This window comes from Mycobacterium sp. SMC-4, from assembly GCF_025263265.1.
Classification (GTDB): domain Bacteria; phylum Actinomycetota; class Actinomycetes; order Mycobacteriales; family Mycobacteriaceae; genus Mycobacterium.
The window spans coordinates 3,528,733-3,543,627 of sequence record NZ_CP079869.1; the positions used below are offsets into that span (position 1 = coordinate 3,528,733).

The window sequence follows — 14,895 nt, forward strand, 5'->3', positions numbered from 1 at the left end:
GAGCCATTCTAGGAAGGCGGCGGGCTCAGAGCCGAGAGACCTCCAGCGACACCGCTGCCGCAGGCAGGCGAGCCAGCAGCGCATCGCCCATCGCCGCTGCCGGCGTCAGCACTCCGCGCAGGTCAGAGAGCTGATCGCGATCCTGCGCAAGTGCCAGACCGCTTTCGGCGAGCAGCACCGAGGTGGCCTTGTAGCCGGGATCACCCTGCTGGGACATGGTGGCCCGGTATCGCGCACCGCCGGAGGTGGACGTGTAGGTCTCGACGGTGTAGTGACCGCGTTCGCGGGTCTGTTCGCTGGGCCCGGTGCCCGGCTTGGGCAACACCCGTTCCAGCAGCCCCCGCGGGACTCGATTGAGGAACCGGCTGCCCAGACCCATGGTGGCGACGTTGCCGCCGGTGGCCATCGCCGCGGCGACCGGCGCGACCACCGAGCGACCCACGCTCATCTGCTCGGCGTACTCGAAACGCCGGCCGTACGGATAGTCCAGCAGCGCGTTGGTGCGCCGCACGATGCGCGTGTTGGGCAGAGCCATCGCAAACGCGCCGACCCAGTAGCCGTCCAGTTCCGGGGCGATCTCGCGGCCGCGGCGCCAGCGCGCATCGGGCTGCCCACCGAGCTCGGGCTCGGCGGCGCGGTCGGGGGTCAGCGTGTAGGGGTCGTTGAGCAGTCGTCGCGCTTCGGGATCGAGGGAGGCTTCCCGCGCCAGCTCGGTCATCGAGGCCACCGTGCCGCCCGACACTCCCCCGGCGAAGCGACGCACCACGAGGTTGGTGTCCTCCAGGTCACCGGTACCGTCGCGCTGAGCCTGCCGGTAGAGCGCGAAAACCGTCAGATCCGACGGGATGGAGTCGAATCCACACGAGTGCACGATGCGTGCGCCGGTGTCCTGGGCCTGCTTGTGGTAGGTGTCGACGCACCGCCGGATGAACAGGGTTTCCCCGGTCAGGTCGGCGTAATCGGTGCCCGCTGCGGCGCATGCTGCCACCAGCGGCTCCCCGTAGCGCAGGTAGGGCCCGACGGTGGTGACCACAACACGGGTCCGGGCCGCCATATCGCTCAGCGTGGACGGTTGGGATGCATCCGCGGTGATCAGCGGCCAAGATTGGGCTACGGGCCCCAGCGACTCCCGGACCGCGAGGAGGCGGTCGGCAGAGCGGCCGGCCAGCGCGATCCGTGCGTCGTTCCCGCGGGCCGCGACCGAAGCCAGATACTGCGCCGTCAGCTTCCCGACGAATCCGGTGGCACCGTAGAGGACTATGTCGAATTCGCGCTCAGCGTCAGCCATGTTTTCGACGCTACCCCAGCATTTCGGGCCACTGGGCGTGCTCGTCGAGCAGATGCGCGGCCAAGAACGCCAGAACCACCTGATACCAGAGTTTGGCGTGCTGCGGGTTGAGCACCCAATGGTTCTCCGACGGGAAATACAGGAACCGGTGTTCGGTGCTGCCGTCTTCGGCAGCGGGCAGCCCTGATGCGCTGAGCAGCTCGTACCACAGTCGCAGCGCCTCCCCGATCGGCACTCGGTAGTCCTTGTCGCCGTGGATCACCAGCATCGGAGTGGCGATGTCGGAGACGAAGTGGTGTGGCGAGTTCGCGGCAGCCATTTCCGGGGTCATCTCCCGCGCCCACCAGTAGGCGCCGTCGGTGGTGGCACCGAACTGGTCGAGGGCCCACAGGCTGGCGTGGGTGACGATGGCACTGAAACGGTCGGTATGCCCGGCAATCCAATTGGCCAGATAGCCGCCGAACGATCCGCCCATCGCCGCGGTCCGGCTCGCGTCGACGCGCGGATGCGCGCAGGCACCGTCGGTGGCGGTCATCACATCCGTGTACGGCGCGCCACCCCATGCGCCCCAACCACGTTGGATGAACTGCTGGCCGTAACCGGTCGACAGCGCCGGGTCCGGCAGCAGAACCGAGTAGCCGGCCGCGACCATCACCCACGGATTCCACCGCCAGTGCCAGGCATTCCAGCTGGCCAACGGCCCGCCGTGAATCCACACCAGCAGCGGCGCCGGTCCGTCGCCGTGGGGCAGCGCCAGCCAGGACCGCACGTTCTGCCCGTCGGACGTCGTGGCCGTGACATCCTCCACGGTTCCCGGCAGATCAGGCGGATCGACGCAAGGCAACACCGTCACCGCGCCGTCGGGGTCGATCCGCACCGGGTGCGGTGGCGCCGTGTAGGAGCTGCGCAGCGCGTAGAGAACGCCTGCGGGCGCGGCCTTCACGTCCGTGTAGGTGAAGTCGTCGGCGACCAGCCGCCGTACCGCGCCGGAGGACGGATCGACGACGAAGACCGGTCCCCGCCCGTTGTCGTCGGCGGTCACGATCAGCGACGAGCCGTCATCAGCCCAGGTCACCGACGTGGGCCACCGGTCCCAGTCACCGGTCAACTCGGTGGGTTGCCCATCGAAGTGCTTCAGCCACAACGTGATCCGCGGGGCCGATGTAGGGGTCGAGAGTGTCTCGCGGGTGTAGGCGATCGACTTCCCGTCGGGCGCGATTGCCGGTGCTGCGAGATCGGCGTCCGGGTCGTCGACCACCGTGACCCGGTGGCCAGTGTCGAGATCGATCCGCACCAGGATGGTGCGTTGTGCTGCGCCCGGCCCGGGCCGGCGCCACGTCGTGACCAGGAAGCTGCCGTCACGGCTGACGTCGACATCGGCCTCCCGCACGGCGTCACCCGGAGTCGGGGTCAGGTCCAAGGGATCTTCCCCGTCGACCAGTTTGAACAAGTGCGCGCGGCCCGGACCGAGATCGTGGTCCCAGTAACGCACCGGGTAGCCACTGTGCAGCACCGCAGAGACCTTGTTGTCCTTGCGCAAGGTGCGCAAGCGCCGGTCGTCCTCGACGGTGCCGGTCGCGGCCAGTATCGCCGCGCCCACCACCGTGGTGGTCGTGGCGCGCGCGGTGAGTACGGAATCCACACCGGCAGGCAAGGTCAGCACCTCGGTGGCTTCACCACCGTCGGCCGGAAGTCGCCACAGCGACCGTGGCGGGCTGTCGTCGTCTGGGACCGGACGCACCGCGAGGAACAACATGTCGTTGTCGACAGTGAGCTCGGGTGCCGATTCGCCCTTGGGACCGTGCGTGATTCGTCGGGCCGGCTGCTGGCCCGCCGGGTCGAGCTCCCAGATGGCGCCGACGAACTCAGTGCGCTTGTCGTTGAGCTGGGACACCGTGGTGAGCACGCGGGAACCATCGGGTGACACCGCCAGCCCAGACACCCGGGGCAGCGCAAGGAAGGTGTCGATGTCGTGGAATGGGGTCACGCCGAGGCCTTTCACAGCAGCAGACATACGGATTTCGTAACACACTGCCTGACGGGACTTCACGCGAAATTAACGCGCCTTGACCGATGGGACACATTCACCCCGTTAGCGTCATGGCTCGTACACCATCAGTACCTCGAGAACACTACGAATAAACCTGTGTTCTCGGGAAGCCACCCCACACAGACCCGGCGGAGGTCCCCTTGACACCTGAAGTGGAGGACGCGATCGCGTCCATGGCGGCAGTCAACAACGAATTCTTCTACTGGATGTCCATCGCGCTGATGATGCTCATTCACGCGGGTTTCCTGGCCTACGAGATCGGCGCATCCCGTTCGAAGAACGTTCTGGCCACCGCGATGAAGAACCTGTTGGCCTTCGCCACCATCGTGGCCTCGTTCTATTTCGTCGGCTGGTTCCTGTACAACGCGATGCCCACCGGATTCATCGAGTTCAACGATGCGGCCAAGGCTGCGCTGCCCTGGAGCGAGAACATGGGCCCGAACACCGATGACCCCGCCAGCGGCATCTTCTGGGGCGCGTTCGCCCTGTTCGCGGCCACCACCGGCTCCATCATGTCGGGTGCGGTGCTGGAGCGGATCCGGACCAGTGGCTTCCTGGTCCTGACGGTGTTCGTCGGTTCGGTGTTGTGGATCATCGGAGCTTCCTGGGGCTGGCACGGCGCCGGTTGGATGCTGACCGAGCTCGGGTTCCATGACGTCGGCGCGGCCGGCTGCGTGCACATGATCGCCGGCTTCGCCGCGCTGGGGATTCTGATCAACCTCGGTCCACGGATAGGCCGGTTCCTGCCCGACGGCACACCGGTGACGATCCGACCGCACAATCTGCCGTTGACCATGCTCGGACTGTTCCTGATCTTCACCGGGTTCTTCGGCTTCCTGATGGGCTGTGTGATCTATGGCCCGGGCGGCTACGCCACCATCTACGGAAGCCCGACGACGTTGAGCGCCTTCGCGTTCAACACCCTGATGGGCCTGGTGGGCGGCATCATCGGCGCCTACGTGATGTCGCGGGGTGAGCCGTTCTGGACCATTTCGGGCGGTCTGGCCGGCGTGATCTCGGTCGCGGCGGGGCTGGACCTGTACCACCCAGCGCTGACGTTCGTCATCGCACTGGTGGGTGGCGGCCTGATCCCCTACATCGGCAAACTGCTCGACAAGATGAAGATCGACGACGTCGTCGGAGCCGTCGCAGTGCACGGCGGCATGGGTTTCTACTCGCTGGTCATGGCCGGGATCTTCCTGGCCGGATACCCGAACACCGATGGCAACCCGTCGATTTCGTTCTGGGGTCAGCTGGTCGGTGCGCTGACCTTCGCCGCGTTGGGCTTCGTACCGGCTTATCTGCTGTCATTGTTGCTGAAAAAGGCAGGGCTGCTGCGCATTCCGCCTGAGGTGGAAGAACAAGGCTTGGACCTGTCCGAGGTCCCGGCCACCCCGTACCCGGAGGGCATCCCGGTGACCGCGATGAGGGTCAACGGATCCGTCCTGGTCGTCACCGAGGAGGTCAAGTAGATGTTTAGTCCCATCACCAGCTATGACGAACCCGGCGTGGTGTTCACCTTCGGCGCCAACAGCGTCGGCGCCTGGTTGTTCTTTGTCCTGGCCGTGGTGCTCTTCGTTGGATTCTTCGTCCGGATGATCCAGCACGAGAACCACGCCTACAGGTCGATCATCGAGCACACCCCAGTGGAGAAGGGCCCAGCCGCCGAAGGGGAACCGCCGGTCTACTGAGTCCCGTTCCTGCCGAGCAGACGCAAAATCCCCCAGATTCCACTCTGGGGGATTTTGCGTCTGCTCGCGCGGGTCAGCCCGCTTTACGAAGCCAGGCCACCGCGCGGTCACGGTAGCCGATGATGCCTTTGTAGTCGGCCATGTCGTCGGGCAGCTCGGCAAGCACCGCCGCCGCGCGCCGACGCCACGGTTCGACGGTGGCCAGGTCGGCGAATGGGAGCATGTAGCTGCGGATCAGAAAACAGATCGATCCGGATTCCGGCAACCGGATCAGATGCTGCACCTCCACACGCAGATGCACCAGTCGTCCGAACTGCTCGTCGGAGACCCCCTGGATCATCATCCGGTCCGGGCCCCATTCGTGATACAGCTCGGTTGAAACATCCAGGCGCCGACCGATGGTCAGCGTCCAGTTGGTGCGCCGGTAGATCTGGTCGGGCTGCAGCCGCATCAGGAACTCGCGGGCCCGGGTGATCACCCCGGTTTGGCGCAGCCTCGGGACCGGACCGTGGATCTCCAGGAATGTCATGCCCACGTCGAAGCCGAATGACCAGTCCGCTGCGAAGGTGACCACGCCGGCGTCGCCGAACAGATCGCCGTCGCGCTGGTCGAGCAGCACGATGTCCTCCTGGACCTGACCGGCGATGTAGGCCAGTGGTTCACAGGGCAGAGTCGCGTCATCGCCGACGACGAAATCCTGTATTACGCAGCGTCGTTCGTTGCGCCAGCGCCAACCCCGGTCGTGCCGCTGTAGTGACATGGTGTCCGGATAGGTGACGGCCAGCTCCTGCATCAAGGTCAGCATCGCGTCCCAACACGCGGGACGCATGTGCGGCAGGACCGCATATCTGGACGGGTCGGCGGCCAGAATGGCGGCCCGCTCGTCCAGTTCGGACTCGTACTCACTGTCGATGTCGACGATTCGTTCTCCCCAACGCCCGGCCGGTGTGTGCACCGGTGAACCCGCGGGCTCCACATTGGTGGAGTACCGGTATTCGTCGCCGGCGAACGGGAAAGGGAACGTCGCGATCAGATCGGCTGCCGAGATCACAGGTCCAACTCCAGACTTTGGTTCGCAGCCCGCGAAACACAGGCCATCATCGAATCGCCGGCGTTTTTCTCATCATCGGACAGGAACAGGTCACGGTGGGTGACCGTGCCGCCCGACACCGGGATCCGGCATTCCCCGCACACCCCCTGGCGGCACAGGTTGGGCACGTCGATGCCGCGACTTTCCAGCGCCTCCAGCAGCGAGACTCCCGATTCGACGGTGAACATCTCCGCGGTGGACGACAGGCGTACGGTGAACGGCTCCCCGGGGTCCAGTGCCGCGGACCCGAAGTGTTCGAGATGAATCCGGCTGCCCGGCCACCCCAGCTCGGTGGCGGTGGTCACGACGAAGTCGATGAACGCTGCGGGGCCGCAGATGTAGAGGTGGGTGCCCAGCGGCTGATCGGCCAGGCCCGCCGCCAGCTCGGCGACGAACGCCGCGCGTTGGGTGTGGATCGCGGCGTGCTCGGTGAGTTCGCCAACCACGTCGGCGTAGGCGCCGCGGCCCGGCCGGTGCAGGTAGAACAGACGCGCATCGCGCCCCCACAACCGGGCGCCGCGCAGATGCGACACCATCGGTGTGATGCCGATGCCCGCCGCCACCAGCAGGTGCCGACGCGCGCGCAGCACCGGCGCGAACGCGCTGCGGGGTGGGCGGGCGAGCACAGTGTCCCCGACCGCGAGCTCGTCGTGGATCCAGCGGGAGCCGCTCGGTTCATCCTGTGGCTTGTCGGCGCGCAACACCGAGATGACATACGCCGCGGGCGTGATTGCGTCCCCGGTCAACGAGTAGGCGTTGACCGGGCCGCCGCGGCCCCCACACTCGACGACGAGATGGCTGCCCGGGGTGAATGAGGGCAGCGGCGCTCCGCCCGGCCGGGTCAGTGTGAGAGTCCGGACAGCAGGGATCGAATCGTCGATTCCGGCGACGGTCAGCTTCAGGGAGGTCATGACGCGGCCTGCTGTTCGGCATCGACCTGGTACCCGAGGTGCGCTCCCTTGCGGCGGGAAACATGGTAGTGGACAACCAGATTGCGTTCACATCCGGAGCAGGCCACGACGTCCTCCAGGCCCACGGCGGCGGTGGTGACGGTGCGGCAGTGCACGCAGTGCACCGCGCGCACATCGATGCGGGTGGACGCCACCGTGATCTCGTCATCGGCGACACCGGCGGCCAGAGCCAGCGCGCGCACCTGCAGGCAGAGGTGCGCTGGGCCGGCGACCATCAGCCGCCAGCCCACTCGGGCTTCGGCGAGCGCGGCGCGCAGCACCGCACCGGCCGAGTCGCCGGCGTCCTCTGGTGTGCTGTGTAGTTGCGACCGTGGCCGGCCCCCGACAGCGGCGACCTCGGCGTCCCACCGGCGCGCAACCTGCATCCCGGCCTCGCCGATCGCGATGATCGTCCAGTACCGACCGGACAGGTCTGCGGTCGGGCAGGTCGGCTGGGTTGCCCACACCGGGATGCTGGTCAACTCGAGCGCAGGTCTCACTCCGGCCTCCGTAAACCGATGGTTGACAATGTTGCCGTTCAGGAAACCAGCGATGCGTTTCGTTCGTGTGACCGCGTTGTCTCGTGTGCTTGACGTCCACGTCGGTAAGGTCACCGGATGCCGGTGCGAATCATGGTGGTCGGAGCCGGCATCGCGGGCCTGACAACCGCGGTCGCGCTGCACCAGGCAGGCCATCACGTGTCGGTGATCGACAAGCGCACCGACCTCGCCAGCGGCGCCGGGATCAGTATCTGGCCCAACGCGCTGGCCGCGCTCGACGAGCTGGGGCTCGGCGATCCGGTGCGGCAGACGGGCGGGCGGGTCAGCGCGGGGGCGCTGCGCTGGCGCGACGGTTCCTGGTTGCGTCGACCGGCGGCCCAACGCATCGTCACAGCCCTTGGTGAGCCGCTGGTGGTGATCCGGCGCTCGGCGCTGACCGACATCCTGCGCGCCGCATTGCCCGACGGTGTGGTGCGCACCGGAGTCACCGCCCTCGGGGTGGCGGTGGGCCCGTCGTCGGTGCGAGTGACGTCGAGCAGCGGGCCGCAGCTCCACGCCGATGCAGTGGTCGGAGCCGACGGAGTGGGTTCACCGCTGGCGCGTGCACTCAACGGATCACTGCCGGCGCGCTACGTCGGCTATACGGCGTGGCGCGGAATCGCCGCCCACCCGTTGGACCCGGAGTTGTCCGGCGAGACGATGGGCCCCGGCGCCGAGTTCGGCCATGTCCGCCTCGGTGACCGGCACACCTATTGGTTCGCGACCGAACGCGCTGCCGAGAACGGCACCGCCGCGGGCGGCGACAACGGCACCGCCGCGGGCGGCGACAACGGCACCGCCGCGGGCGGCGAGCACGCCCACCTGCGCCGCATATTCGGCGACTGGGCCGATCCGATACCGGCATTGATCGACGCCACCGCCCCGGCCGATCTGTTGCGCAACGATCTCTACGACCGCCGACAGGCACGCCGCTGGTCACGTGGTCGGGTGGTGTTGGTCGGGGATGCTGCGCACCCGATGCGACCTCATCTCGGCCAGGGCGGCTGTCAGGGGATCGAGGACGCAGTCATCCTGGCCCGGTTCCTGGACCTCGCCGATGACCCCGCCACGGCATTCGGGCACTTCGGATCGTTCCGCCGGCGCCGGGTTGCACCGCTGGTGCGGGAGTCGGCGTTCATCGGCCGGGTGGTGAACCTGCGACCGGCCGTGCTCAGTGGTGCCGCCAGTCGGGCATCAGCGCTCGTTCCCGAGGCGCTGGTCACCGCGCATCTGGCCTCGATCGCCGCGCGGAGCGCCTTCCGGCTGCCGACGTCAGCTGATGTCAGCGCACAGCGCGAGGTGTGAGGAACGCAGTGCACATCTTGCGCAGGTCGACGATCCCGCCGAACACCGAGGTCGGCATCCCCTCGCAACCGGTGGCACGCACCGGAGTCGCGACGGGCGCCGTGGGCGCCACGGTGTTGGTCCAGGTCGCCGCCGCGAGGCCCTTGGGTCCGCACTTCGGCCAGGCCTTGATGCCCTGGGTGCGCAACACATTCTCCGCAACGCGGATCTGCTCGGCCCGGGTGGCCCGCGCAGGATTGCCCTGACCGCCATTGGCCGCCCAGGTGGCCTGCTTGAACTGCAGGCCGCCGAAGTGGCCGTTGCCGGTGTTGATCGACCAGTTACCGCCGGACTCGCAGTGCGCGATGGCGTCCCAGTTGACCGAGTCTGCGTGCGCGGTGGCCATGGCGCTGTCCGACAGCACCATCGGCACGACGGCGAGCGCTCCGGAAATAGCGGCGGCCACCAGGCCCTTCGAGACAAGTTTGCCAATGTTCATCGCTGCGGTCCTTCCCCGACCGTTGTGACCCAAGGTCCGCGTCTGTGGTGATGCCGAGGTGCTGAAGCGTCCTCACGTTGCGGCTATCCGGTCTGTCGGGTGACCCACATCACCTGTTACGGCCGGGGCGAAAGTTTTAGGCGTTGCTTATCTGGCGTAAGAGACCCCTGAGAGACAAGTGGCGGCGCCGGCACGCTGCCGGCACCGCCACCTGTGGACGTTTGTCGAGGTCAGCCTCGCGAGCCGCAGGTCGGCCACGCACCGATACCCTGCGTCTGCAGCACGTTCTCAGCCACCCGGATCTGCTCCTCACGGCTGGCGAGATGCGGCGAGCCGGAGCCGCCGTTGGACTGCCAGGTGCCCATCGCGAACTGCAGGCCGCCGTAGTAGCCGTTGCCCGTGTTGATGGACCAGTTGCCGCCCGACTCGCACGCGGCCACGGCGTCCCAGTTGACGCTGTCGGCGCTCGCGGTCCCCGCCAGCCCGGTGGCCACGGCCATCGGTGCGACGGCGAGTGCGCCGGCGATGGTGGCCAGTCCAAAAGTCTTGCGGATGTTCTTCAACTTCGATCCTTTCGCCTAGCGCGTGCCGTGGAACGGCCGCGTCGCTACGCGGTCGCACTGCCTGTGATCAGGCCCCTGGCCGGGCCGCGCCGTCTCGGTCGGGCGCGACTGGGTGGTCGGCAACCCGCCGGGCTCGCAGTCCCGGCGACCGGAGGCTCGGCGGCCTCTCGCGGTGCCCACACACGCTGGTTCGTGGTTTTTGGTTATTTGCTCCCTGCGGAGCCGTTTGGGACCGTACAAAGCGTTCAAAGCAAAGTCATATTCACCGCAGTGCGTGTCGCGAGCAGATAACGAAACGATCACGAGCCTCCGCCGACGCCGTCGTCGCAGGTCATCCATGAGTTCGGCGCCACCGCCGGCCGGCATCGCAACTATGCGTTCCGTGAGCCAAATCACGTGTCAAATGTGAACCAGGTCACTCCCGCATCGACCTAGACATGCCCGTCAGACGCGAAAAGTGCTTGCACTGAGCCAGAATTGACCCCTTTAGCGGTACATTACAGGCATTCTGTTCGCTGAGATGAGAGTTACCTCTAAATCAATACCGCTGTGTTGCAACGTGTTACCATCGTTGGCCGCATGCCAAAGCTTGATGCAAGACGAATATTGTTGCAGCATTGAGGGTTTCAGTCACTACGCCGCAAACACTATGAGTCATCGATGCAGGTCCCCCGTTTGATCTGGAAATCCCTGGTGGTCGTAAATGCTGCGACGCTGCCGTTGATTCGCGTCGATTGCTGTTGCAAATCCACAATATTGTGGCTACCGTGTTGCGGATCATGTTGCAGGACAAGGGTTTAAACCTCTGACAACTACTGAGGGCCAGCCTGCCAACCCTGGCGCACGATCGCAACTCGGCCGCCGTTTATCACGACAATAATTTCGATTTGATAACCTCGTGAATTCGCGCTGCGGCCTGATTGATTCCAGTTTTATTCGGGAATCTAATTTGCTAGCTCCACTGGGGAGGCTCGATGGCCGAGAAGTCTTCCACGGTGTTGACGTTGGTGAGCGCCGCCTGCTCGGGCAGCACGATGCGCTGAGTGTCGACAGAATCCACCAGCGCACGCATGCTGCGGTGGCCGGCCTCGATCAGTGCGGTCGCCCGAGCACCCAGCGCGGTGCGATAGATGCCCGCCAAGAAATGGTCGCGTCCATCCCACGGAAGAACGACATCCACCCCTAGTCGGTGCGCCGGCTCGGCGAGCAGGTCGATGACGTCGACGGTCAGCAGCGGCATGTCGACAGCGCACACGAAGGCGTACTCGACGCCGGCATCAGCGGCAGCGCGCAAGCCCCGCCCGGTGGCCAACAGCGGTCCCACCCCCTGCACCTGATCGCGCAGGATCGATGAGGCGGGTAACTCCGGCAGCGCCTGTCCCGGTGCGGCGACGACGAAGACCGGAGCGCATCGGGAACTGACGACCGCGACCACGCGCTCGACCATCGTGGTGGATCCGGACGGGCCGGCAATGGGAAGCGTGGCCTTGTCGCGTCCCATCCGGCGGGACGCGCCCCCGGCCAGCACCACGGCAGCCAACGGTGGCGAGGTCGTCACAGGGTGACGTTATCCCACCGACTCCGTCAGCGACGGCAGCCGATCAGTCGACCGTCCACGTGTCCTTACCCCGCAGCAGCGCCTGCAGCGCAGCCTTGTCATGCGGCTTGGCGGCACGAGCGGTGCTGATCTGTTCGCGCGCGGCGTCGTCGTAGGTGGGTTTGCCCACCTGGCGGAAGATACCCATGACCATGTGGTCGAGATTCTGCTCGGACAGCCGGGACAGCGCGAATGCGTAGGCGGGGTCCTCCAGGTGTGCGTCGTGGACGACGATCTGGTCGGCGGACACGTCGGCGGTCTTGGCGACCTCGAGGCCGTACCCGGATTTGATGACGCAGTACGCACCGTCGGCGCCGAAGGTGATCGGCTCGCCGTGGGTGAGGTTGACCAGGCGATCTTCGGCGCCTTCTTTGCGCAGCGCGTCGAATGAACCGTCGTTGAAGATCGGGCAGTCCTGCAGGATCTCGACCAGCGCTGCGCCGCGGTGCGCGGCTGCGGCACGCAGAACCTCCGAGAGGCCTTTGCGGTCGGAGTCCAGCGCGCGACCGACGAAGGTGGCCTCCGAACCCAATGCCAGCGACACCGGGTTGAACGGATGGTCCAGCGAACCCATCGGGGTGGACTTGGTGACCTTGCCGACTTCCGAGGTCGGTGAGTACTGCCCCTTGGTCAGCCCGTAGATCCGGTTGTTGAACAGCAGGATCGTGATGTTGACGTTGCGGCGCAACGCGTGGATCAGGTGGTTGCCGCCGATCGACAGCGAGTCGCCGTCGCCGGTGACGACCCACACCGACAGGTCGGGCCGGGCCAGCGCGAGCCCGGTGGCGATCGTCGGGGCGCGACCGTGAATCGAGTGAAAGCCGTAGGTCTCCAGGTAGTACGGGAAACGGCTGGAGCAGCCGATGCCGCTGACGAACGCGATGTTCTCGCGCCGCAGCCCCAACTCGGGCAGGAAGTTGCGGATGGTGTTGAGGATGACGTAGTCCCCACACCCCGGGCACCAGCGCACCTCCTGGTCGCTGGTGAAGTCCTTGGCCTTCTGCGGCTGGTCCGTCGTGGGCACCAGGCTCGTCTTGCTCAGCGCCGTCAGGCCCAGGTCTCGATGGTCGTGACCGATCAGGTCAGTCATGTGCTCTCCTCCGCAAGCTCGTCGGCCTCGTCACGCGTTTGCCCCCACACCCGTCGCGTCTGCCGCTGCGGCCGGCACCTCGATGGTGGCCGCCGCCAGCCGGGCGAACTCGGCTTTCTCGATTTCCCGCTGCCCGAGTGTGCCCTCCAGCGCCGCATCGATGATGCCTTCGACCTCGTCGGCCAAGAACGCCATGCCCTCCACCTTGGTCACCGACTGGACGTCGACGAGATAGCGGCCGCGCAACAGCAGGGCCAACTGTCCGAGGTTCATCTCCGGCACGACCACCTTGGAGTACTTGGTCAGCACCTCCCCCAGGTTGGCCGGGAACGGATTGAGGTGGCGTAGCTGGGCGTGGGCGACCTTGATGCCTTTGCGCCGGGCGCGCCGGCAGGCTTCTCCGATCGGCCCATAGCTGCTGCCCCAGCCCAGCATGAGCAACTCGGCATCACCGGTCGGATCGTCGACGTCGAGGTCGGCCACCGAGATCCCCGCGATCTTCTCCTGACGCAGCCGCACCATCAAATCGTGGTTCTTGGGCTCGTAGGAGATGTTGCCCGAACCATTGGCCGACTCCAGGCCACCGATGCGGTGGGCCAAGCCGGGGGTGCCGGGCACCGCGAACTGGCGGGCCAGTGTCTCGGGATCTCGGGCGTAGGGCGCGAACGGCTCACCCTCCTTGGCGAAGGTGTGCTCGATGGCCGGGTAGCTGTCGACGTCGGGGATACGCCAGGGCTCAGATCCGTTGGCGATCGCTCCGTCGGACAGAATCATGACCGGCGTGTGGTACTTGATGGCGATCCGCGCCGCTTCCACGGCGATGTCGAAGCAGTCCGACGGAGACCTCGGCGCCAACACGGCGACCGGCGATTCTCCATTGCGCCCGAACATCGCCTGCAACAGGTCGGCCTGCTCGGTCTTGGTCGGCAGCCCGGTCGACGGGCCGCCGCGCTGCACGTCGATGACGATCAGCGGCAACTCGGTCATCACCGCCAGGCCGATGGCTTCCGACTTCAGCGAAATGCCCGGGCCCGACGTGCTGGTCACGCCCAGCGCACCGCCGTAGGACGCACCGATTGCCGCGCCGATCCCGGCGATCTCGTCCTCGGCCTGGAACGTCATCACATTGAAGTTCTTGTGCTTGGACAGCTCGTGGAGGATGTCCGAGGCCGGCGTGATCGGGTAGGTGCCCAGCACGATCTGCAGATCGGCCAGCTGGCCGGCCGCCACGAGCCCGTAGGCCAGCGCTGTGTTTCCCGAAATCTGGCGGTACTCGCCGGTCTTGAGCTTTGCTGGGGCGACCTCGTAGGTGGTGCCGAACGCCTCGGTGGTCTCGCCGTAGTTCCAGCCCGCCCGCAGCGCCAACACGTTGGCTTCGGCGATCTCGGGCTTGCGGGCGAACTTCTCGCGGATGAATGCTTCGCTGTGCTCAAGCTCGCGGCCGTACATCCAGGACAGCAGGCCCAACGCGAACATGTTCTTGGCGCGTTGGCCGTCCTTCTTGCTGGCGCCGATCGATTCCACCGCGCCCAGCGTCAGGGTGGTCATGGCGACGGCCTGCACGACGTAGTCGGAGAGCTCGTCGTTTTCCAGCGGGTTGGCGTCATAGCCGACCTTGGCCAGATTGCGCTTGGTGAATTCGTCGGAGTTGGCGATGATCAGCCCGCCCCGGGGCAGGTCACTGACATTGGCCTTGAGCGCGGCCGGGTTCATCGCGACCAGCACGTCGGGCCGGTCACCTGCGGTGAGGATGTCGTAATCGGCGATCTGGATCTGGAACGAGGAGACACCGGGCAGCGTGCCCTGGGGCGCGCGGATCTCGGCCGGGTAGTTCGGCTGGGTCGCCAGGTCGTTGCCGAACAACGCCGCCTCGGAGGTGAACCGGTCACCGGTGAGCTGCATACCGTCACCGGAGTCACCGGCGAACCGGATGACGACCTTTTCCAGCTTCTGCCGAGGCGCTCCCGCCGCGCCGCCGTTGTCTCCCACTCGCTCGCCTTCCGTGTCGTCCCCGGGTGCTGCGGGGGCCCGCATCTGGCGAAGTTCCACCGAGTCGCAGTCACGTTGACGCGCCGCCAGTGGTCGTCCACCAAAGTTTGATGTCACTGCCAGTACCGATTATTGCACTTCTCTTAGGTAGTCCTATACCGGGCGCGCAGGTGGCGCACAGGTGGACGCCGCCGGAACGCACTGTTCAGAGCGTCGCTCCACGGTGACATGAGACAAAAGTGTGTTGTTCGTCACGTTCGCGAGA

General features: G+C 66.4%; 12 protein-coding genes and 1 pseudogene. 3 read left to right on the forward strand and 10 right to left on the reverse strand.

Translation table 11 applies throughout. The features are described 5' to 3' along the window. Nucleotides 1-25: 25 nt before the first annotated feature. Nucleotides 26-1,288: a trans-acting enoyl reductase family protein gene (locus KXD98_RS16680; protein ID WP_260759478.1), complete on the reverse strand. Its 1,263-nt coding sequence runs from the start codon at nucleotides 1,286-1,288 to the stop codon at nucleotides 26-28. Between the two features lie 10 nt (nucleotides 1,289-1,298). After that, nucleotides 1,299-3,302 (reverse strand): S9 family peptidase, encoded by a 2,004-nt coding sequence (locus KXD98_RS16685; protein ID WP_260759479.1) that lies wholly within the window; start codon nucleotides 3,300-3,302, stop codon nucleotides 1,299-1,301. A gap of 176 nt (nucleotides 3,303-3,478) precedes the next feature. On the opposite strand from KXD98_RS16685, the gene KXD98_RS16690 reads away from it, so the two are divergent. Beyond that, entirely contained in the window at nucleotides 3,479-4,810 is a 1,332-nt protein-coding gene (locus KXD98_RS16690; protein ID WP_260759480.1) for an ammonium transporter, read from the forward strand. Beyond that, nucleotides 4,811-5,029 (forward strand): hypothetical protein, encoded by a 219-nt coding sequence (locus tag KXD98_RS16695; RefSeq protein WP_260759481.1) that lies wholly within the window; start codon nucleotides 4,811-4,813, stop codon nucleotides 5,027-5,029. It abuts the gene before it with no gap. Between the two features lie 73 nt (nucleotides 5,030-5,102). Here the strand turns inward: KXD98_RS16695 and KXD98_RS16700 are convergent, their stop codons facing one another. From KXD98_RS16700 to KXD98_RS16710, 3 genes are read right to left on the reverse strand one after another with little or no spacing between them, the layout of a single operon-like run. Then, on the reverse strand, nucleotides 5,103-6,080 hold the full coding sequence (locus tag KXD98_RS16700; RefSeq protein WP_260759482.1) for a DUF3445 domain-containing protein: 978 nt from the start codon (nucleotides 6,078-6,080) through the stop codon (nucleotides 5,103-5,105). Then, nucleotides 6,077-7,030: a PDR/VanB family oxidoreductase gene (locus tag KXD98_RS16705; protein WP_260759483.1), complete on the reverse strand. Its 954-nt coding sequence runs from the start codon at nucleotides 7,028-7,030 to the stop codon at nucleotides 6,077-6,079. Before KXD98_RS16705 ends, KXD98_RS16700 begins: the two co-directional genes overlap by 4 nt. Further along, on the reverse strand, nucleotides 7,027-7,569 hold the full coding sequence (locus KXD98_RS16710; protein WP_260759484.1) for a dimethylamine monooxygenase subunit DmmA family protein: 543 nt from the start codon (nucleotides 7,567-7,569) through the stop codon (nucleotides 7,027-7,029). The genes KXD98_RS16705 and KXD98_RS16710 overlap by 4 nt, the downstream gene beginning before the upstream one ends. Nucleotides 7,570-7,686: 117 nt before the next feature. On the opposite strand from KXD98_RS16710, the gene KXD98_RS16715 reads away from it, so the two are divergent. Then, on the forward strand, nucleotides 7,687-8,913 hold the full coding sequence (locus KXD98_RS16715; protein WP_260759485.1) for an FAD-dependent oxidoreductase: 1,227 nt from the start codon (nucleotides 7,687-7,689) through the stop codon (nucleotides 8,911-8,913). On the opposite strand, the gene KXD98_RS16720 is transcribed toward KXD98_RS16715, so the two are convergent. The 5 genes and pseudogenes from KXD98_RS16720 to KXD98_RS16740 form a co-directional block, all read right to left on the reverse strand. Beyond that, nucleotides 8,891-9,391, reverse strand: coding sequence for a transglycosylase family protein (locus KXD98_RS16720; RefSeq protein WP_260759486.1), 501 nt, complete (start codon nucleotides 9,389-9,391; stop codon nucleotides 8,891-8,893). The two genes, KXD98_RS16715 and KXD98_RS16720, sit on opposite strands and share 23 nt — an antisense overlap. A gap of 230 nt (nucleotides 9,392-9,621) precedes the next feature. Continuing rightward, nucleotides 9,622-9,855 (reverse strand): annotated as a pseudogene (locus KXD98_RS16725) (transglycosylase family protein); the annotation flags it as partial. Nucleotides 9,856-10,906: 1,051 nt separating this feature from the next. Then, nucleotides 10,907-11,512, reverse strand: a complete 606-nt coding sequence (mobA, locus tag KXD98_RS16730) for a molybdenum cofactor guanylyltransferase (protein ID WP_260759487.1) — start codon at nucleotides 11,510-11,512, stop codon at nucleotides 10,907-10,909. Between the two features lie 43 nt (nucleotides 11,513-11,555). Continuing rightward, nucleotides 11,556-12,641 carry a 2-oxoacid:ferredoxin oxidoreductase subunit beta gene (locus KXD98_RS16735; protein WP_260759488.1) on the reverse strand — a complete coding sequence of 362 codons (1,086 nt, stop codon included), beginning with the start codon at nucleotides 12,639-12,641 and terminating at the stop codon, nucleotides 11,556-11,558. Between the two features lie 30 nt (nucleotides 12,642-12,671). After that, a complete protein-coding gene (locus tag KXD98_RS16740) occupies nucleotides 12,672-14,630 on the reverse strand; it encodes a 2-oxoacid:acceptor oxidoreductase subunit alpha (RefSeq protein ID WP_260759489.1) in 1,959 nt (652 codons plus the stop codon). Nucleotides 14,631-14,895 lie beyond the last annotated feature (265 nt).

Bases quoted from the DNA above. Each gene is read 5' to 3' on its own strand.
- KXD98_RS16680 (WP_260759478.1), bottom strand. From the start codon at position 1,288: ATGGCTGACGCTGAGCGCGAATTCGACATAGTCCTCTACGGTGCCACC.
- KXD98_RS16685 (WP_260759479.1), bottom strand. From the start codon at position 3,302: ATGTCTGCTGCTGTGAAAGGCCTCGGCGTGACCCCATTCCACGACATC.
- KXD98_RS16695 (WP_260759481.1), top strand. From the start codon at position 4,811: ATGTTTAGTCCCATCACCAGCTATGACGAACCCGGCGTGGTGTTCACC.
- KXD98_RS16705 (WP_260759483.1), bottom strand. From the start codon at position 7,030: ATGACCTCCCTGAAGCTGACCGTCGCCGGAATCGACGATTCGATCCCT.
- KXD98_RS16715 (WP_260759485.1), top strand. From the start codon at position 7,687: ATGCCGGTGCGAATCATGGTGGTCGGAGCCGGCATCGCGGGCCTGACA.
- KXD98_RS16720 (WP_260759486.1), bottom strand. From the start codon at position 9,391: ATGAACATTGGCAAACTTGTCTCGAAGGGCCTGGTGGCCGCCGCTATT.
- KXD98_RS16735 (WP_260759488.1), bottom strand. From the start codon at position 12,641: ATGACTGACCTGATCGGTCACGACCATCGAGACCTGGGCCTGACGGCG.